The 19,899-nt window shown below is 64.4% G+C and carries 18 protein-coding genes; 1 reads left to right on the top strand and 17 read right to left on the bottom strand.

The genetic code is table 11. The features are described from left to right. Positions 1-5: 5 nt before the first annotated feature. The 10 genes from RBJ75_RS17745 to RBJ75_RS17700 form a co-directional block, all read right to left on the bottom strand. Positions 6-962, bottom strand: coding sequence for a Gfo/Idh/MocA family oxidoreductase (locus tag RBJ75_RS17745; RefSeq protein ID WP_044418047.1), 957 nt, complete (start codon positions 960-962; stop codon positions 6-8). Further along, positions 963-1,817 (bottom strand): class III extradiol dioxygenase subunit beta, encoded by an 855-nt coding sequence (locus tag RBJ75_RS17740; protein WP_044416565.1) that lies wholly within the window; start codon positions 1,815-1,817, stop codon positions 963-965. Further along, complete coding sequence (gene ligA / locus RBJ75_RS17735; protein WP_044416564.1) at positions 1,817-2,206, bottom strand: protocatechuate 4,5-dioxygenase subunit alpha; 390 nt, start codon at positions 2,204-2,206, stop codon at positions 1,817-1,819. Before ligA ends, RBJ75_RS17740 begins: the two co-directional genes overlap by 1 nt. Before the next feature lie 215 nt (positions 2,207-2,421). Next, positions 2,422-3,336 (bottom strand): amidohydrolase family protein, encoded by a 915-nt coding sequence (locus RBJ75_RS17730; protein WP_044418621.1) that lies wholly within the window; start codon positions 3,334-3,336, stop codon positions 2,422-2,424. A 212-nt stretch (positions 3,337-3,548) separates the two neighbouring features. Further along, positions 3,549-4,472, bottom strand: coding sequence for a DUF1932 domain-containing protein (locus RBJ75_RS17725; RefSeq protein ID WP_044409914.1), 924 nt, complete (start codon positions 4,470-4,472; stop codon positions 3,549-3,551). Between the two features lies 1 nt (position 4,473). Further along, on the bottom strand, positions 4,474-5,169 hold the full coding sequence (gene ligK, locus RBJ75_RS17720) for a 4-carboxy-4-hydroxy-2-oxoadipate aldolase/oxaloacetate decarboxylase (protein WP_044409911.1): 696 nt from the start codon (positions 5,167-5,169) through the stop codon (positions 4,474-4,476). 1 nt (position 5,170) lies between these two features. After that, entirely contained in the window at positions 5,171-6,199 is a 1,029-nt protein-coding gene (locus tag RBJ75_RS17715; RefSeq protein WP_044409908.1) for an amidohydrolase family protein, read from the bottom strand. A gap of 167 nt (positions 6,200-6,366) precedes the next feature. Next, entirely contained in the window at positions 6,367-7,485 is a 1,119-nt protein-coding gene (locus RBJ75_RS17710) for a 4-oxalomesaconate tautomerase (RefSeq protein WP_044409906.1), read from the bottom strand. A gap of 147 nt (positions 7,486-7,632) precedes the next feature. After that, positions 7,633-8,535, bottom strand: a complete 903-nt coding sequence (locus RBJ75_RS17705; RefSeq protein ID WP_044409903.1) for a LysR substrate-binding domain-containing protein — start codon at positions 8,533-8,535, stop codon at positions 7,633-7,635. 28 nt (positions 8,536-8,563) lie between these two features. Further along, positions 8,564-9,586, bottom strand: coding sequence for a Bug family tripartite tricarboxylate transporter substrate binding protein (locus RBJ75_RS17700; RefSeq protein ID WP_080900995.1), 1,023 nt, complete (start codon positions 9,584-9,586; stop codon positions 8,564-8,566). A gap of 209 nt (positions 9,587-9,795) precedes the next feature. Here RBJ75_RS17700 and RBJ75_RS17695 point away from each other — a divergent pair, with 209 nt between their 5' ends. Then, entirely contained in the window at positions 9,796-10,959 is a 1,164-nt protein-coding gene (locus RBJ75_RS17695) for an NADH:flavin oxidoreductase/NADH oxidase (protein ID WP_044409900.1), read from the top strand. A 326-nt stretch (positions 10,960-11,285) separates the two neighbouring features. On the opposite strand, the gene RBJ75_RS17690 is transcribed toward RBJ75_RS17695, so the two are convergent. The 7 genes from RBJ75_RS17690 to RBJ75_RS17660 all read right to left on the bottom strand — a co-directional run bounded on the left by RBJ75_RS17690 (position 11,286) and on the right by RBJ75_RS17660 (position 19,446). Beyond that, positions 11,286-11,660 carry a hypothetical protein gene (locus RBJ75_RS17690; RefSeq protein ID WP_044409897.1) on the bottom strand — a complete coding sequence of 125 codons (375 nt, stop codon included), beginning with the start codon at positions 11,658-11,660 and terminating at the stop codon, positions 11,286-11,288. Between the two features lie 621 nt (positions 11,661-12,281). Then, the gene (locus tag RBJ75_RS17685) at positions 12,282-13,940 is read right to left on the bottom strand and encodes an FAD-binding dehydrogenase (protein WP_044409891.1); all 1,659 of its coding nucleotides are present in this window, start codon (positions 13,938-13,940) and stop codon (positions 12,282-12,284) included. Positions 13,941-13,995: 55 nt separating this feature from the next. Then, a complete protein-coding gene (locus tag RBJ75_RS17680) occupies positions 13,996-14,940 on the bottom strand; it encodes a LysR family transcriptional regulator (protein WP_044409888.1) in 945 nt (314 codons plus the stop codon). Positions 14,941-15,022: 82 nt separating this feature from the next. Beyond that, entirely contained in the window at positions 15,023-16,696 is a 1,674-nt protein-coding gene (locus tag RBJ75_RS17675; protein ID WP_044409885.1) for a carbon-nitrogen hydrolase family protein, read from the bottom strand. Positions 16,697-16,787: 91 nt separating this feature from the next. Beyond that, positions 16,788-17,633, bottom strand: coding sequence for an ABC transporter ATP-binding protein (locus tag RBJ75_RS17670; protein WP_234707384.1), 846 nt, complete (start codon positions 17,631-17,633; stop codon positions 16,788-16,790). Then, the gene (locus RBJ75_RS17665; protein WP_044409883.1) at positions 17,630-18,622 is read right to left on the bottom strand and encodes an ABC transporter substrate-binding protein; all 993 of its coding nucleotides are present in this window, start codon (positions 18,620-18,622) and stop codon (positions 17,630-17,632) included. The genes RBJ75_RS17670 and RBJ75_RS17665 overlap by 4 nt, the downstream gene beginning before the upstream one ends. Positions 18,623-18,660: 38 nt before the next feature. Then, on the bottom strand, positions 18,661-19,446 hold the full coding sequence (locus tag RBJ75_RS17660; protein WP_044409880.1) for an ABC transporter permease: 786 nt from the start codon (positions 19,444-19,446) through the stop codon (positions 18,661-18,663). Between the last annotated feature and the right edge of the window lie 453 nt (positions 19,447-19,899).

Here is a 19,899-nt window from a genome sequence, read left to right as displayed (position 1 = left end):
ACCGCTCAGCCGTCGAGCTGCTGCGCCAGATCGTGCAGCACCCGGTAGCAGGGCAGCACCTGCGCCACGCTGGAATTCGGCTCGCGGCCGTCGCGGATCGCGGCGAAGAATTCGCGGTCCTGCAATTCGATGCCGTTCATCGAGACGTCGACCTTGGAGACGTCGATTTTTTCGTCCTTGCCGTTGAACAGGTCGTCATAGCGGGCGATGAAGGTGCCATTGTCGCAAATGTAGCGGAAGAAGGTGCCGAGCGGACCGTCATTGTTGAAGGACAGGCTCAGCGTGCAGATCGCGCCGTTCTCCGCCTTGAGCTGGATCGACATGTCCATCGCGATGCCGAGCGTCGGATGGATCGGGCCTTGAACCGCATTGGCCTTCACGATCTTGGAGCCGGCCTGATAGGCGAACAGGTCGACGGTGTGGGCGGCGTGGTGCCACAACAGATGATCGGTCCAGCTGCGCGGCTGGCCCAGCGCGTTCATATTGCTGCGACGAAAGAAGAAGGTCTGCACGTCCATCTGCTGGATGTTGATCTCGCCGGCCTTGATCTTCTTGTGCAGATATTGATGGCTCGGATTGAAGCGGCGGGTATGGCCGCACATCGCCACCAGCCCGGTCTTTTTCTGCAGGTCGACCACCGCCTGGGCGTCCTTGAGTGAATCCGCCAGCGGGATTTCGACCTGGACGTGCTTGCCGGCCTGAAGACAGGCGATCGCCTGCGCCGCATGCATCTGGGTCGGCGTGCACAGGATCACCGCGTCGAGCTCGGGCAAGGCCAGCGCGTCGGAAAGCTCGGTGGTGGCGTGGGCGATGCCGTATTTGTCGGCGACCTGTTTGGTGGCGTCGAGCCTGCGGCCGACCAGCGACACCACCTCGACGCCGTCGATGTTCTTGATGCCGTCGAGATGCTTGATGCCGAAGGCGCCGGCGCCGGCGAGGGCGACCTTGATCGGTTTAGCCATTCAGTTGTTCTCCAGAATCAGGTGGCCGACCGCGGTGTTGCTGGCAGGCACGTGGTAGAAACGATGTTTGACGGTCGGCGTCTTGCCGCCGGCGACGTCGCTCATCGCGCCGCGCGCGATCAGCCACATCACCAGCTCGATGCCCTCGGAGCCGGCCTCGCGCACATAATCGATATGCGGCATTTTCGACAGCCCCTCCGGATCGGCGATTAGCCGGTCGAGAAAGGCATTGTCCCATTCCTTGTTGATCAGCCCGGCGCGCGGGCCCTGCAATTGATGGCTCATGCCGCCGGTGCCCCAGATCTGCACCTTGAGCGGCTCCTCATAAGACGCGATGGCGCGGCCGATCGCCTGGCCCAGCATATAGCAGCGCCGGCCCGACGGCGCCGGATATTGCACCACATTGACCGCGAAGGGGATCACCGGGCAGGGCCAGGCCTGCGGCTCGCCGCACATCAGGCTGAGCGGCACGGTGAGGCCGTGGTCGACATCCATATTGTTGACGATGGTCAGGTCGAAATCGTCCTGGATCACCGACTGGGCGATATGGGCGGCGAGCTTCGGATGACCGATCACCTTGGGCACCGGGCGCGGTCCCCAGCCTTCGTCGGCCGGGGTATATTCGGCCGCGGTGCCTATCGCGAAGGTTGGGATCAGGTCGAGGCTGAAAGCGGTGGCGTGATCATTGAACACCAGGAAGATCACGTCCGGCTTTTCGTCCTTCAGCCATTGCTTGGAAAAGTCGTAGCCGGAAAACACCTTCTGCCAATAGGGCTCCTGGGTCTTGCCGGTGTCGATCGCCGCCCCAATAGCCGGGACATGCGAGGTGTAGACGCTGGCGGTGATGCGGGCCATTACTTCTTCTCCCCGAGCGAGCGGTTGCCGTCGATCGAGCGGCCGCCGCCGATCATCATGTTGCGATATTCCTCTTCGCTCATGCCGGTCATCGAGCCGGCCATCTGCTGAAAGCTCTTGCCGTCGGTGGCGCCGATCTTGGCGAGGAAATAGATGTTGCCGCCGAGCGAAATGCAGCGATTGAGGTCGCGATCCAGCACCGCCTGCTTCTGCTCCTCGCTCATCGGCCATTCGTCGAGATAAGCCCGCTCATCGGCCTTGAAGCGGGCGCGGTTGTCGGCCTTCATCAGCGACATGCAGAACTGGTTGAGATGATAGCCGAGCCGCGACATCTCGGCGTCGAAGATCGTCGTGCCGGGCACGTCCTTATAGGGCTTGTCGAGTGACATCGTGTCCTCCTCAATTGCGATCGTCAGAATCGCGTCATCGCTTCTTCCCTCCCCCTTGTGGGGAGGGTGGCCCGGCAGAGCGTAGCGAAGCCGGGTCGGGTGGGGGTGGCCACGGGCGCGGTGCTCGCGGCGCCCCCACCCCGGCCTCCGCTTCGCTCGGCCGACCCTCCCCGCAAGGGGGAGGGATGCCAACGGCGCAGCGGCCAATCCCAGTGTCAGCCTTGCTCCGGCCAGTATAGCCGCATCGGGTTGTCGACCAGCAATTTGTGCTGCAGTTCCACGGTAGTGGCGATCTGCGGGATGAAATCGACCAGCAGGCCGTCGTCCGGCATGTGGTCCTTGAGGTTGGGATGCGGCCAGTCGGTGCCCCACAGCACCCGATCGGGGAAGCTTTCGACGATGCGGCGCGCGAACGGCACTACGTCGCGATAGGCGTGCTGCTCGCCATTGAGCGCCGGCGGCCCGGCCACCGACAGCCGCTCCGGGCAGCTCACCTTGGACCAGACATTGTCGTGCTGGCGCATGAATTTTTCGAACAGCGCGAATTCTGGGCCATCGACCGGCTTGGTGACATCGGGCCGGCCCATATGGTCGACCACGATCGTGGTCGGCAGCGCGGTAAAGAAATCCCACAATTCCGGCAGGTCGACCGCCTCGAAATAGATCACCACATGCCAGCCGAGCGCCTTAATGCGGTTGGCGATCTCGATCAGCTCGTCCTTGGGGGTGAAATCCACCAGCCGTTTGACGAAATTGAAGCGCACGCCGCGCACCCCGGCGGCATTCATCGCTTCCAGCTCGGCATCGCTGACGCTGCGCTTCACCGTGGCGATGCCGCGGGCGCGGCCGTCCGAATGCGTCAGCGCATCGACCATCGCCGAATTGTCGGCGCCGTGGCAGGTCGCCTGCACCACGACATTGCGAGCAAAGCCCAGATGATCGCGCAACGCGTACAGCTGCTGCTTCGACGCGTCGCACGGCGTGTATTTGCGCTCCGGCGCGAAGGGAAATTCCGCGCCCGGCCCGAACACATGGCAATGCGCATCCACCGCGCCCGCCGGCAGCTTGAATGTGGGCTTCGACGGGCCTTGGTACCAGTCGAGCCAGCCGGGGGTTTTTTCAAAGGTCATTCTGCTACTCGTTCTATTCGTGAGCCCGATCCGTCTTCGGCCTGCTCCCCTCCCCCTTGCGGGGAGGGGTCGGGGGTGGGGGTGCCAAGGGCTCAGTGCTCGCCGCACCCCCACCCGGCTTCGCTGCGCTTCGCCGAGGCAAGCCCCGGCCTCCGCTTCGCTCGGCCGACCCTCCCCGCAAGGGGGAGGGGAAGCCATGAGCGCAGCGGTCTTCATTCATCCTTCTTCGCCTGCGCCAGAATCCGGTCGGCCTCCACGCGCCAGTCGGCGCTACGGGCGAATGCCTGATCGCCGCGCTGGCCGAACACGCCGGCGTCGGCGAGGTCGGCGACGAAGGCCTGGCGCTCGGCGGTGCCTTGGGCCGAAAACGGCGTCAGCCCGGCCTCGCGCACGGTCGCGGCGACTTCGAATACTTCTTCGCTGCGGCGACGGCCGTGTTCGATCACCCGCTGGAAGAAATAGGCGCCCTGTTTCTCCCAATCGATGCTCGGAAAGGTCTCCTTCAGCGAGGCCAACACCGCGTCCTCGACCCCATAGGCGCGCGCGGTGGTGAAGCTCTCGATCACCATCGCCTCCAGCCCCTTGATCATGATGCTGCGGCACATTTTGGTGGCCGAGGCGACGCCGAGCTGCTCGCTCGCCACCTTGGCGTCGAAGCCGAGCGCGACTAAGAGCGGCGCCAGTTCAGCTGCTCCGGCGCCGCCGAGCAGCAGCGGCACCTTGATCCGATAGGGCGGGATCGAGGTCATCACCGCGCCCTCGACATAGCGTCCGCCGCCGCCGTCGATCGCGCTTGCGGCGCGCTGCTTGGCGCCGGGCGAGGCCGAGTTGAAATCGAGAAACCATGTGCCCTGGTTGAGCGCGCCGGCGCAGGCCTGTGCCACCGCCTCGGTCTGGCTCGCGGTCACCGCCGAGATGATGAAATCGGATTTGGCCGCGAGCTCGGCATGCGAGGTCGCCAGCGCCACACCATGGATGCCGGCGTGATAGCGCATCGCCTCGGCCGGCCCGGCGTCGAGCTTGATGTCATAGGCGCTGACCTTGACGCCCTGGGCGCGCAGATCCTCGGCCAGGATCCGGCCGACCTCGCCATAGCCGACCAGTCCGACCTGCCATTGTTTGGGATCGCGGGTCATCTCAGTCGATATATTTCAGGCCGGCTTTTTCCAGCGGGCCGCGCATATTGTACATGTCGAGGCCGAGCACGCCGGAGGCGAATTTGGCGCGCTTGTCGGCTTCATTGTCCTCGCGCGCCTGGGCGGCGTCGGCGACGGCTTGCGCCACCGCGGCTGGCACCACCACGATGCCGTCATCGTCGGCGATCACCACGTCGCCGGGATTGACGTAAGCGCCGGCGCAGACCACCGGGACATTGACCGAGCCGAGCGTCGCCTTGATGGTGCCCTTGGCGCTGATCGCCTTGGAGAACACCGGAAACTGCATCGCGGTGAGGTCCTTGATGTCGCGCACGCCGCCGTCGATGACGAGCCCCACCGCGCCGCGGGCGCGAAAGCTGGTGGCCAACAGATCGCCGAAAAACCCGTCGGTGTTGTGGGCGGTGCAGGCCGCCACCACGATGTCGCCGGGCTGCAATTGCTCGGCCGCGACATGCATCATCCAATTGTCGCCGGGCTGCAGCAGCACGGTGACGGCGGTGCCACAGGCCTGCGCCCCGGTATAGATCGGCCGCATATAGGTCTGCATCAGCCCGACCCGTCCCATCGCCTCGTGGATGGTGGCGACGCCGAAACCCTTGAGCTTCTCCACCGCGGCCTTGTCGGCGCGCACAATGTTGCGCTTGACGATGCCGAGGTCGTTGGTTCGCGTGGTCATGCTACTGGCCCTTTGCTTTCAGCGCCGCGTCGAGCCGCGGATAGACTTTTCGCGCGTTACCTTCGTAGATCTGGGTCTTTTGCGCGGGGGTCAGCAGCGTCGAGGCCTCGATGTAGCGCTTGGTGTCGTCGTAATAGAATCCCGTTTCCGGATCGATGCCGCGCACCGCGCCGATCATCTCGCTGGCGAACAGGATGTTGTCGACCGGGATCACCTTGGTCAACAGGTCGATGCCGGGCTGGTGATAGACGCAGGTGTCGAAGAAGATGTTGTTGAGCAGGTGATCGGTCAGCAGCGGCTTCTTCATCTCCTGCGCCAGGCCGCGGAACCGGCCCCAATGATACGGCACCGCGCCGCCGCCATGCGGGATGACGAATTTCAGCGTCGGGAAATCCTTGAACAAGTCGGCGGTCAGGCACTGCATGAAGGCGGTAGTGTCGGCGTTGAGATAATGCGCGCCGGTGGTGTGGAAGCAGGCGTTGCAGCTGGTCGAGACGTGGATCATCGCCGGGATGTCGTGCTCGACCATCTTCTCATAGATCGGATACCAGTGCCGGTCGGGCAACGGCGGCGAGGTCCAGTGCCCGCCGGACGGATCGGGATTGAGGTTGATGCCGACAAAGCCGTAATCCTTGACGCATTTCTCCAGCTCGGGAATGCAGGTTTTCGGATCGACGCCGGGCGATTGCGGCAGCATCGCCGCGCCGATGAAATTGTCCGGAAACAGCTGGGCGACGCGGGCGCATAATTCATTGCAGATCGAAGCCCAGGTCGACGACACGTTGAAATCGCCGATGTGGTGCGCCATGAACGAGGCGCGCGGCGAGAAGATGGTGAGGTCGCTGCCGCGCTCCTGCATCTTCTTCAGCTGATTGGCGGCGATGCTCTCGCGCAATTCGTCGTCGCTGATCTTCAGCTCGGAAACCTTCGGCATCACCGAGGCATCATTGATGCCGGCGATCTGCCGGTTGCGCCAATCCTCCAGCGCCTTCGGCGCGGTGGTGTAGTGGCCGTGGATGTCGATGATCATTAATATTCCTCAAACCAGGAGCGAAGAGACAGGATTCCGTCATTGCGAGCGAAGCGAAGCAATCCAGGGCTCGCTGCACTGGGCCCTGGATTGCTTCGTCGCTTCGCTCCTCGCAATGACGGCTGCAAGGCTTGCTTTCGTCTCAGGCGCGACATGTGGAACGACCTTCACCCCGCACGGCGTTGCGCCGCATCGCTTGTTTGCTGGCCGTCCCACACCGCGGCTGGCACCATCGCTTCGCCGCGCATCAGCAATCGGGCGGTGCGCAGCAATGCGGCGCTGGTGACATTTTGCGGGTTTTTCGGATCGACTTCGATCTCGACGGAGAATTCGCCGGTCGGATGTTCGACCGAGATGGTCTTGGCGTCGCCGTCCGGCACTTGGGCGATGCCCTGTGTCACCGAGCCGTCGAGCACGCAGGCTGTCGCCACGGTGACGGCCGCCAGCACGCCGATGGCGTCATGGCAGACATGGGGGATGAAGCTGCGGGTGGTGATGCTGCCGCCGGCGCGGGGGGCGGCGATCAGCGTCATCTTCGGGTAGTTCTTTTTGGTGACGTCGCCGAGCTGCATGGCGTGGCCGCAGGCGATCCGCAGGGTTTCGAGCCGGGCCTTCAGTTCGGTATCGGCGTTGAGCGCCTCGACGCTTTCATAGCCGGTGCGACCGACATCGGAGGCCTTGAACATCACCAGCGGCATGCCGTTGTCGATGCAGGTCACCTCGATGCCGTCGATGGTGTCGCGGACGTTTCCGGTCGGCAGCAGGCCCGGCGCCACCGAGCCCGCGGTGTCGAGGAAGCTGATCTTGATCGGGGCCGAATGGCCGGGCACGCCGTCGATCCGGGCGGTGCCTTCGTAATCGACATGGCCGTCCGGGGTCTGCACCGTGATGTCGCACAGCATGTCGGTGTTGAGCGTCAGCACCCGAAGCGTGGTGGTGGCGCCTTGCGGCTTGGCGAGGCCCGTCTCCAGCGCGAACGGCACCACCGCGGCCAGCATGTTGCCGCAGTTCGGCGTGGTGTCGACGCTGTCCTTGTCGGGTTGCAGCTGCGCGAACAGAAAGTCGAGATCGACGCCGGGCCGCGAGCCCCTGGAGACGATGCCGACCTTGCTGGTCAAAGGATGGGCGCCGCCGAGGCCGTCGATCTGGCGCTTGTCGGGCGAACCCATCACCGCCAGCAGCACGCGGTCGCGGGTGACGATATCGGCGGGCAGATCGGCGGCGTTGAAAAACGGGCCGCGGGAGGTGCCACCGCGCATGAACAGGCAGGGAATCGCGGTCTGCATGGTTTCCGTCCCAGATGTCGTTGGCGCCATTGTGGCCGTCCGGCGCGGCGTTGGCCACCGCCCGCCACCTATAACAGCTATCAAGATCCGGCATGGCAAAAGTTCCGAGCCATGCTGGAATGGTTCCAGCTCCCGGCTCGCCAGCGCCTAGCCTGGCAGGCCGCGGACCAGATCCGCCAGCAGCCGCATGGTGTGCTGGGCCAGCGGCGTCGGCCGCCTGTGCGCCGCGACCGCCAGGCACAGCACGCTGACCGGGGCCGGATCGACCAGCTTGCGCACCGTCAGTTCGGCGGCGCGCGCCGAGGCCGCCACGCCGCTGGCGGTCAGCACCGCATGGCCATAGCCGGCACAGACCAGATCGATGATCGACGGCACGCTGGAAACCTCCCAGGCGATATCCAGTTTCACTCCGGCCAGCGCCGCCTGGGTCTCCAGCAGCCGCCGCATCGCATGGACGCGTTCGGGCACGATCAGCGGATAGTCCGACAAGTAGCGGATCGGCAGCGGCGGCGCGGCGCGGCCGCGCTTGCCCTTCGGCGCGCGGCTGACCAGCGACAGCGCCTCCTGCAACAGCGGCGTGATCTCGATCCCGGCCTGGGCGTCCGGATTGTAGACCAGGCCGATATCGATCCGGCCGGTGGTGACCCATTCGACGATATGGGTCGACAGCCCTTCGACGATCGCCAGCCGCGCCGCCGGCAATTCGCGTTGGAAACGGTCGATCAGCGGCAGCGTCAGCTGCCGGCCGATGCTGGGCGGCAGGCCGATCGTGACCTGGCCCACCGGGGCGTCGCGGCTGGCGCCGAGATCCTCGCGGGCCTGCGCCACCAGCTGGATGATGCCGACGCTATGGTCGAACAAGCGCTTGCCGGCCTCGGTCAGCACCACGCCGCGGCCGTTGCGCACGAACAGCTGCTGGCGCAATTCGGTCTCGAGCCCGCGGACATGGCGGCTCAACGCCGGCTGCGCGATGTCGAGCATCAGGGCCGCCTTGCTGAAGCTGCCGAGCTCGGCAACGTGCATGAAATATTCGAGCTGCTTCAGATTCATCGCAATGGCCGGTGGGAGGGCATGCGCGCTATCGCCGTTCGAGGCCGGCCTTCTCGATCACATTGCGCCATTTCTCGATATCGGATTTCAGCCGCGCCGCCATCTGGTCCGGCGTGCTGGCCTTGGCATCGATGCCGAGGTTGAGCAGCTGTGCCTTGAGCTCAGGCTCGGCCAGGATGGCCTGCAGCGCCGCCTGCAGGGCCGCGATCACGCCCGGCGGGGCGCCGGCCGGCGCGAACAGCCCGTACCAGGATTCGACATTGGCTTCGATGCCGCTCTCCCGCAGCGTGGGAATATCCGGACCGGTTTTCGAGCGCAGCGGCGCCGAGGCCGCCAGCGCTCGAATCTTGCCGGCGGCGAGGGCGGGTTTCAGTCGCGAATAGCGCGTGACGATCAGCGCCAGGTCGTCCTGCAGCAGCGCGGTCTGCAATTCCGGCATGCCGGGATACGGAATGATCAGCACATTGATCCCGGCCGCTGTCTTCAACAATTCGGCCGTCAAATTCGGCGCGCTGCCGATGGCGAGCGTTCCGACCGTCAGCGCCCCGGGCTTCTGCTTGGCCGCGTCGATGAAGTTGGCCAGCGTCTTGTACGGCGACTGGGCCGCGGCGGCGAAGATGAAATCGAAATAGCCCAGACTCGAGACCGGGGCGAAATCTTTCACCGGGTCGTAGGGCAATTTTTTGAACCGCGAGACCTCGATCGCGGTGTCGTCCGATAGCAGCGTCAAGGTGTAGCCGTCGCGCGGCGCGGCCAGAACGGCGCGGGCCGCGGCGATTCCATCGGCACCGGGCCGGTTATCGATGTCGAACTGGCCCTTCATCCTGTCGCCGAGTTTGGCGGCGATCAGCCGCGCGGCGACGTCGCTGACGCTGCCGGCGGCGAATGGCAGCACGATCCGCACCGGTCTCGTCGGATACAGGCCTTGCGCCTGCGCGGGATGCGGCAGCAGCGCCAACATCAGCAGCGCCAACAGCGGGCCGGCCAAAGCGACAAACCTGGCCGATCCTGGGGTCGGGCGGCAAAGAAAGTTGCGATCGATCAAGGTCATGTGAAAAGGATATTCCAGAATCGAGGGGTTTTGTAGCGACAGCGAGCGATTGACGCTGAGGCCATGCGTTGCCAGAGTTCAGCGTATGCTACGGAGTATCTATCCTTCTGTCTTTACCCGATCCGGGAGTGGCGTCGCCGTCGGATTGACGCCGACGCCACCGCAGTCGACAACGACTGACACGTCTCCGCGAGCCTGAGAGTAAACCGATGCCGCAGCCGCCACTCTTTCGTCCGTTCAGCCTGCGCGGGATCACCGCCAAGAACCGGATCCTGATCTCGCCGATGTGCCAATATTCAGCGGTCGATGGCGTGGCCAATGACTGGCATCTGGTGCATCTGGGCAAATTCGCCCAGGGCGGCGCCGGAATCGTGATGATGGAGGCGACCGCGGTAACGGCGCAGGGCCGCATCACCCATGGCGATGTCGGGCTGTGGGACGACGCCCAGATCAAGCCGCTGCAGCGCATCGCCGCCTTCATCCGCGACAATGGCGCGGTGCCGGCGATCCAGCTCGCCCATGCCGGGCGCAAGGGCAGCATGCAGCGGCCGTGGTTCGGCAATGCCGCGCTCGACGAGTCCGATCGTGCCCGCGGCGATATGCCCTGGACCATCGTGGCGCCGAGTCCGATTCCGATGGATGAGGGCTGGCTGGCGCCGCAGGAATTGACCGAGGACGAGCTCGACGAATTGTGCGAGCAATGGCGGCTGGCCACGTTGCGCGCCGCCGATGCCGGCTTCGAGATGCTCGAAGTGCATTGCGCCCATGGCTATCTGCTGCACGCATTCCTGTCGCCGCTGACCAACAAGCGCAGCGATTCCTATGGCGGCGATCGCGCCGGGCGAATGCGCTATCCGCTGCGGATCATCGAGACCGTTCGCGCCGCCTGGCCCGAATCGCTGCCGCTGGCGGTGCGGATCTCGTCGGTCGACGGCGTCGCGGGCGGTATCGAGCTGGCCGATTCGGTGGCGTTTGCGCAGCAGGCCAAGCTATGCGGCGTCGACATCATCGATTGCTCCTCCGGTGGCCTGGTCGGCTCCGCCACCGCGGCGCGGATTCCGCGCGGCTACGGTTTTCAGGTGCCATTCGCCGCGTCGATCCGCAGCGAGGCCGAGATCCCCACCATTGCGGTCGGGCTGATCCTGCATCCGGACCAGGCCGAGAGCATCGTCGAGCAGGGCCAGGCCGATCTGGTGGCGATCGGCCGCGAGGCGCTGTTCGATCCGAACTGGCCGCTGCACGCCCAGCTCGAACTCACCGAGGACGACGAGGTGTTTGCCGACTGGCCCAAGCAATATGGCTGGTGGCTGGAACGCCGCGAACCGGGCCTGCGCAAGCTCGACGGCCCAAGGCTGCCATTCCGCCGCAGCTGAGCCGTGCCGCGCCTGGATCTGGGCCACGCGTGCAAACTTGCTCGTCGTCTGGTTTGATTTGTCCGAAGCATCGCCACGGCGACAGCGCGCTCCCTCTCCCGTAGGGAGAGGGTTGGGGTGAGGGGGGACGATCTCTCGCGAGGCGAAAACCCCTCACCCGGCGCGGAGCCTGTGCCCGGACGGCGTGAAGCGCCGATCCGGGTGCGCCGACCTCTCCTATGGGAGAGGTGAAGCGAGACTCGCGACAATGCCCGGCGCGAGGCCGGGCATTGTGTGATGAATTCGACGCTGATGGGTCCGCTTGCGCCGTCGACCGGACTGCGGACTCAGTAGCCGCAGCCGCCGCAGCGCGGGCGCACCGGGACGTAGTAGGCGCGCGCCGGCGCCACCATCTCGACCCGCTCGCGCACGCCATATTGCGGAGCGATCCGTTCATAGGCCACGCCTTCGGGCGCCACCATCACGGTCTTGGGCACCATCACGGTACGATACTGCGCCGGGGTGCGATGCGCGATCACGCGGCCGGGGGACACCACCACGGTTTCCTGCACGGTGCGGTATTGCGGCGGTATCACTTGCTGCTGATAGCAGGTGTAGCACGGCGGCGGCGTGTAGCAGGAGGAGCATCCGGCGGAAGCGGCGGTCGGCAGCGCAACGGCTGCGACGGCGGAAGCGATGAGAATTGCGGAGATGCGTGACATGGTGGTTCCTGTGCGCCTTCGGGTTGCAATCTGCGCGCATCATGGGTTGCGCGCGGCGATGCCGTCAACGCAAGTCGCGAATCAAGCTTTATGGACATCGTTAATGCCGGCCTTCGCGGCCTGCGATCGTTGTCGGGATCCGCGGCGACGCGCGCGATAGTACTTGCGTCGCAGCGCCATGCGCGGCGCGGACATGCGGATATGATGTGGAATTTGCCAAACATTAAGCAAATTCTGCACAGACTATGTTAGGGACCCTTATCGACAACGACCCGGGTTTGACATAGCTCGCGTTCAAATAGGAGAACCGAACCATGCGAACAGCAGGTGCAATCACCGCCGGCGCCCTTGCGGCGCTCGCCATTCTGTCCGTGCCGGCTCTGGCCGCGAATTCCGATCATCAGCGAGACGACAGCTCCGCGTCGTCGTCATGCAGTTCGTATCAGCGCGATGCGAATGGCGCCTGGGTGGCGATCCCGTGCCAGGAAGTTGGCTCGCGCGCATCGCCGCGACAAAAGAACGCGGCGCAAAGCACGGACGACGATCGCTGAACGGGCGCTGATCGCACCCGCTTGTTGTGATCTTTTCCGAAAGCCGGGATCCACTTTTCGGGATCATGCGCTAGCTCACCGCCTTCGCGGCCGCCCGGCCGGCATTGCGGCCGGAGAACAGGCAACCGCCGAGAAACGTGCCTTCCAGCGAGCGATAACCGTGCATGCCGCCGCCGCCGAAGCCGGCGGCTTCGCCGACCGCGTAGAGGCCGGGCATGATGGTGCCGTCGGTGCCGAAGACGCGGCCATCGAGATCGGTCTCGAAGCCGCCCAGCGTCTTGCGGGTGAGAATATTCAGCCGCACTGCGATCAACGGGCCATGCGCAGGATCGAGAATCCGGTGCGGCTTGGCGGTACGGATCAGGCGATCGCCGATATAGCGCCGCGCATTGTGGATGTTCATCACCTGCGCGTCCTTGACGAAGGGATTGGCGATCTCGCGGTCGCGCGCTTCGATCTGCGCCTTGATGTGATCGTGGCGCAGCAGGTCGTCGCCGCTGAGCGCGTTCATCGCCGCGACCAGATCGGCGAGGTTGTCGCGCACGATGAAATCGATGCCCTGGCGCTTGAATGCCTCCACCGGCGCCGGCGCGCCCTTGTTGGTGGCGCGGCCCGCGGTCATCAGCCAGCTCTTGCCGGTGAGGTCGGGATTCTGCTCGGAGCCCGACAGCGCGAATTCCTTCTTGATGATGGCCTGGGTCAGCACGAACCAGGAGTAATCATAGCCGGTCGACATGATGTAGTTGAGCTGCCCCAACGTGTCGGAGCCGGGAAATTGCGGCGCCGGCAGCCGCTTTCCGGTGGCGTCGAACCACATCGATGACGGGCCGGGCAGGATGCGGATCGCGTGCATCGGCCAGATCGGCGCGAAATTCTCGATGCCCTCGACATAGTGCCACATCCGGTCGCGGTTGATCAGCCGCGCGCCGGCTTGCTCGGTGATGCCGATCATGCGGCCGTCGACATGCGCCGGCACGCCGCTCAGCATCCGCTTCGGCGGTGAGCCCAGGCGTTTAGGCCAGTTCTGCCGAACCAGATCGTGATTGCCGCCGATGCCGCCGGAGGCAACGATCACGGCACCGGCGCGCAGGCTGAAATCGCCGACGACCACGCGCGAACTGCTGACGCCGCGGGCTACTTCGGTCGGCTCCAGGATCGCGCCGCTGACGCCCTCGACGGTGCCGTTGCTGACGATCAGCGCGTCGACGCGGTGGCGAAACCGGAAGGTCAGCCGGCCCGCGGCCTCGGCCTGCCGGGCGCGCCGTTCGAATGGTTCGACGATGCCGGGGCCGGTGCCCCAGGTGACGTGAAACCGCGGCACCGAATTGCCGTGCCCCATCGCGTCATAGCCGCCGCGCTCGGCCCAGCCGACCACCGGGAAGATCCTGTGCCCCAACGCGCGCAACCAGCCGCGCTTCTCGCCGGCGGCGAAGCCCACATAGGCCTCGGCCCAGCGTCGCGGCCAGTTGTCCTCGTCGCGGTCGAAGCCGGCGGCGCCGTTCCAGTCCTGCAACGCCAGCTCAAAACTGTCCTTGATGCCGAGCCGGCGCTGCTCCGGCGAGTCCACCAGGAACAGACCGCCGAACGACCAGAACGCCTGGCCGCCGAGATTCTGTTCGCCCTCCTGGTCGAGCACGATGACGCGCTTGCCGGCATCGGCGATTTCGGTGGCGGCCACCAGCCCCGCGAGCCCGCCGCCGACCACGATCACGTCTGCATCCATCGCCATGCGGTGCTCCAATTCGCCGCTGCGGAGTATCGAAGCCGGCTTCGCTACAGATCCGCTAGTCCCGGGTTCGGCTTCCCTTTGCTATTCTCACCGAATTCAAGAATGTCTTGTCGGCCGCGATGCGCTTCTCCAGGAACGCGGTCAACGCCTTGATGCGTGCGATATGCAACAGGTCCTCATGGACCGACAACCAGATGTCCCGCATCGTGAACAATTCGGGCATCACCGGTCGCAGATTGGTGGCGCTCGCCGCCACATAGGACGGCAGCATGGCGATGCCCTGTCCGCCAACCACGGCGAGATACTGGGCGACCAGACTGGTGCTGCGGAACACGGTGTGGGCCGGGCGCAAGATGTCCGACAGCCAGCGGTTCTCGTTGCTGTAGATGTGATCCTCGATGAAGTCGATGAAGGCGTGACCCTCGAGCGCCTTCACGGTTTTCGGAAAGTCGCGATCGTCGAAATAGTCGCTGGCGCTGTAAAGCGAGATCTTGAATTCGCCGAGTTTCTTGACCGACAGGCGCTTGCCCTGCGGCCGGAAAAAACTGACGAAGATATCCGCCTCGCGCCGGCTCAGATCGAGCAGCCGCGTGTCGGTGATCAATTCAACCTGGATCGACGGGTAGAGCTTGTTGAAATCGCCGATGCACCGGGTCAGATAAAAGCTGCCGATCCCCTCCATCGCGGCAATCCGGACCGCGCCGCCGGCTTCGGCGGCCTCGATCCCGATCGCCTCCACCATTCCGTTGGCCTGGCTCTCCATGCCCTCGGCATATTGCAGCAGGCGCAGCCCGATTTCGGTGAGCGCAAAGCCGGACTTGCTGCGCTTGAACAGGGTTGCGCCAAGGCTGCGCTCCAACTCGCGAATTCGTCGGCTGACCGTGGTGTGGTCGACCTTCAGCTTCTCGGCGGCGCGGACCAGATTGCGCTGACGCGCCACTTCGAGAAAGTAGACGACGTCATTCCAATCGTAGCGAAGCTTGCGCTGCGGCTTGGGCACACTCTCGACCGTCCTTCGCGGCTGCCGCCGGCCTGGGCCGACGGCTTTGGATGCGGCGAACCGCCGGCCCGAGATGGACCGGCTAGGCCGCGACGATCGGAGCGTAAGTGTCCACCAGCCGGTTTGCAAACATGTCGACCTTCGGAATCATCAGCTTCTGCCGGCACACCGCCAGGTCGATATGCTTGGGCATCACCGCGCCGAGCTTGAACACCCGCGGCGCCGCAATGTTGATGTCCCATTGCGGGAAGCCGGTCGGCGGGATCACCACGCTGCCGCCGGGGTAGGGGCAGTCGACGCGATTGGCCAGCACCACCGCCACCCGATTGTCCTCGGCGCGCGGCACCGCCAGCAGCTCGCGTTCGAACGGCTCCCGCAACGCCGCCGGCCACAGGATGATGTCCGCGCCGCCGATCGCCAGGCAGCGCGAGGTCTCCGGAAACACCGCGTCATAGCCCGACATCACGCCGATGCGGCCGAACGGCGTGTCAAACACCGGATAGGTATCGCCCGCGACCGCCCATTTGCGCTCGTCGGCGGTCAGATGGGTCTTGCGATAGCGGCCGATCTCCTTGCCGTCCGGGCCGACCAGCACGGTCGTCACATGGAGCCCGGCGGCGGCGTGCTCGATGATTGGCGTGGCGATCAGGCAGCCATAGGTCGCGGCGATCTTCGACACCCCTGATAGATTCGCCGCGCTCTGGTCGGCGAGCGCGGCGGCTTCGTCCGGCGCGAGAATGTATTGCGGCGCAAAGGCGTATTCCGGCAGCACCAGCACCTTCACGCCGAGCTTGGCGGTGTGATCGACCATGTCGAGCACGTCGGCGACGGTTGCCTCGGTGGTCACATGCATCTGCACCGCGGCAACCTTGGTGACGGATTGCGACGGGATCAGCGGCTGATCGGCGATGCGGTACACCGGCGTCTGCGCATAGGGTAGCGCCATGATGCCGTAGGTCTCCGGCCGGCGATCGGCGATCTTGTCATTGGCCGCATAGATCGATTTGTCGGCGGCGGCGTCAAGATCAATGGTGGCGATCGACATGCCGTGGGTGTCGTAGGGCACCTTCGACACCACCTGGCCCTTGGGGTCGACGATCATGCTGCCGCCCGGATAATAGATCGAGCGCTCATAGCCGGCCTTGGTGGCGGCAACCAGCCAGACGCCGTTCTCATAGCTGCGCGCCGGGCCCCACATGTCGGCCTGGTCCATCGCGAAGAAATTCGCCATGTCGACGATCACCTCGGCGCCCTGCATCGCCATCGAGCGGAAAATTTCCGGAATACGGCCGTCGAAGCAGATCAGCAGGCCGATCCGGCCGAGATCAGTGTCGACCACCGGGCAGCCGCGTTCGCCGAAAGAGAACCAGTTCTGATCGTGGGTCGCGAGAAACTGCTTGTGGTAGTGGCAGGCGAGTTCACCCTTGCGGTCGAACATGATGCCGGTGTTGAAGATTTTCTCCTTCGCCGGATCCCATTCGGTGATGCCGGAGGCGATATAGACGCCGTGCTTGCGGCTGAGCGCCGACAGCGCCTTGACGAATGGGCCATCCGTCAGCGTCTCGGCCAATTCGCGGCAATGCGCGGGCGAATCGAACAGATAGCCGGTGTCCATGCATTCGGGAAACACGATCAGTTCGGCGCCCTGCCGCACTGCGTCCTCGACATAGCGTGTGGCCAGCGTGATGTTGTAGTCGAAATCTCCAAGCCGGGCGAGGGTCTGTACCGCGGCGGCGCGAAAACGGCGCTTCGTCATCTTTATCTCCAGTGATAGGTGTTACGTCAGGCGCATCAGCCCGCCGCATCGTGACGGCGATCGCGCAATCTCGGTCGTTGTCGTTAGCTGCTCACTTTTTGACTTCCTGCCAGAAGCGATCGAGGCAGTGCCGCTTCAGCGCCATGAAGTTCTCCCCGGTGGTCACGTCCAGATTGCGCGGCCACGGCAGCTCGATGTCGACGATCTCGGCGACCCTGGTTGGCCGCCTTGTCAGCAGCACGACCTTGTCGGCCAGCTCGATCGCCTCATCCAGATCGTGCGAGACCAGCAACATGGTGGTCTTGGTCTTCATGAAGATTTTCTGTAGCTGCTCGCGCATCGAAATCGTCATCTCGTAGTCGAGCGCCGAAAACGGCTCGTCGAGAAACAGCACCTCGGGTTCGGTCACCAGCGCGCGAATGATCGAGACCGTCTGTTGCTGACCGCCCGAGAGCGCATAGGGGTAGGCATTGAGGTCGATCCGGATCTCGAAATCGGCCAGCAGTTTCTCGATGCGGCGGTCGCGTTCGGCGCGGCGCACCCCCATCACCTTCAGCGGGTAATGGATGTTGTCGATCGCCCGGAGCCACGGGAACAGCGCCTCGCGATAGTTCTGAAACACGTAGGAGATCCGGGTTTCGCTGATGCGCTGTCCGTCATACAGAACCTCGCCGGCGTCCATCGGCATCAGCCCGGAGACCATGTTGATAAGGGTGCTCTTGCCGCAACCGTTCGGGCCGAAAATCGAGATGAAATGTCCGAGCGGCAGGTCGAGTTCGAAATCGTCGTAGACGGCGGTGTCGTTGAAGCTCTTGCGCAGGCCGCGGATGGTCATCATCGTCCGCCGCCCGCCCGGTGACGACGGCGGCTCTGCCGTCGCCGCCGTCGTCAAGCCGTCGGCCTTGATCGCCGAGCTCTGGGTGCTGCTCGCGCTCAATTACCGAGCTCCGCCTTCGTCAACAGCTTGTCGCGGACGTTCAACGGGCCGTCCATCACGCCTTCCTTGATGAAGATGTCGACCAGCGCCTGATAGGACTTGATGTCGGTGTCGTTGAGATCCTTGAAGCCGCGAAGATATGGTTGCGCCACCAGTTCGAGCTGATCAGCCTTGATCGCCGTATAGGTCGGAAGCACCGTCTTGTATTTCGCGAAATCGGCATTCACCATATCGGTGGCCTGATCGATCACCGCAACGACGCGCTTGGCGACCTCGGGCCGCTCCTTCAGGAACTTGGTGGTCATCACTGAGGCGCCGGAATAGAACGGATCGGCGATCACGGCCGAACACGGATTGGTCACGGCGCGGATCGCCTTGCCGGAGGCCACCGCGATCGAACCGACCGGCTCGAGCGACAGCGTCGCGTCGACGCTGCCGCCGACGACCGCAGGCACCTGCATGGCGACCGCCAGATCGATCAGCTTGACGTCCTTGTCGGGATCGAGCCCGGCGGCGCGGACCATGTGGCGCGAAATCGTCCGCCACTGGATGCCGGGCACATGGCCGAGCGTCTTGCCCTTGAGGTCGGCGAACGACTTGATCGGGCTGTCCGGCTTGACGATCAGCCCGTCATTGATGCGGTCGGCCTTGATGCCGCCGCCCTGCAGGCCGAAGATCTTCAGCTTGCCGGGGAATTTCGATTCCGCGATCATCGCGATGCCGGCCGCGGCGCCGGGCGGACCGAAATCGGCGCGGCCTGCGATCAGTGCGTCGATGATCTGGTTCGGCGACTCCATCTTGTTGGAGTCGATCTCGATGCAGGCCTTCTCGAACAGCTTTTCATTGAGCGCGACGTAATAGGCGGTGGTCTGCATGATCGGCAGCCAGGCCGACGTCACCTTGTCCATTTTCTCGCAGGCCGCTTGCGCGCCGCCGGCCGTGGAAAGCGCAACCGTGACGGCCGCGGCGAATAGAACGTGTCTTGACATCGGGATGTACTCCTTGAGGGACACTTCAGAAGGAACAGCTATTTGCCGGACCAATGGATCATCGAGCGTTCGAGAAACAACAGCACCAGGTTCAGCCCATACCCCATGGCGCCGGACACCAGGATCGAGCCGTACATGTCGGTCAGCGAATAGGAGATCTGGGCGTCGATGATGCGATGGCCCATGCCATCAGTGGCGCCGATGAACATTTCGGCGACGATGATGACCACCAGCGCCAGCGAGACGGCGGTGCGCAGCCCGACGAAGGTCTGCGGCAGCGTCTCATAGAAGATGACGTCGCGGAAGATTCGCAGCGATGACGCGCCCATCGATCTGGCGGCGAGAATGCGGGTCTGGCGTGCGTTCATCACCCCGTAGGCGACGTTGAACACGATCACCAGCCAGGCGGCAAACGACGCCACCGCGATCTTGGCGAGATCGCCGAGCCCGAACAGCAGCAGAAAAAGCGGGAACAACGCGGTGGCGGGCGTTGAGCGGAAGAAATCGATGATGAATTCGACCGAGCGGTAAACGGCGGCTTTGGCGCCGAGCACGATTCCGATCGGGACGCCGGCGACGATGGCAATGACGATCGAATACACCACGCGCATCAACGTCCGTGAGAAGTCCTTGGTCATCGACCCGGACCAGATGTTCGCGGCGGTATCGCGCAAAGTGTCGACCGGTGACGGCAGCAGATCCCTGTTGACCCATCCGCCCTTCGCCGCGAGCCACCAGACGCCGATCAGCAGCAGCGGACCGATCGCCAATTCGGCGCCGCGCCGGAGTCTGTTCGTGGTCGATGTTGAGAGTGCCTTGCGCATGTCGCTTGTGCCTTCTCGCCAAACCGCAGCCTGGACTGGGATGTTCGGTTGGCGCCATCATCGCCCAATCAGGCCATATGGAAATGCCGAGTTGTGCAACGCGAAGTGCAAAAATGCATATTGAAGTTGAAATATATGGTGATTAATTTGCAATCATGCATGTCTAATTATTGGGCATCGACATGGCCGGGAGGCCCGACTGAGCGAAGGGTCGGGGCGAGATCCGCGGGCGTTCGAGAGCGCTTTCAGATTCCTCTCGTGCTCTTCACATGGCCTGCGACATGCGGTCGACGCCCCGCGGTGATGCCACGGCAATGCGTCCGACCAGCCGTGTGTGGTCGGCGGATCGCGATGCCGAACCCTCTGTTTCAAATCGGGACTTTGGTTCCCGGAGGTGCATCCCCCCTGCAACACTCGATTTGAATCTGATTTGAAACAGTGCCGCTGTCTGGA

This window comes from Rhodopseudomonas sp. BAL398 (assembly GCF_033001325.1).
In the GTDB taxonomy this organism is placed as follows: Bacteria; Pseudomonadota; Alphaproteobacteria; order Rhizobiales; family Xanthobacteraceae; genus JARJEH01.
Note: the sequence above shows the minus strand (reverse complement) of the source record. Positions and strands in the feature narration are given on the sequence as shown.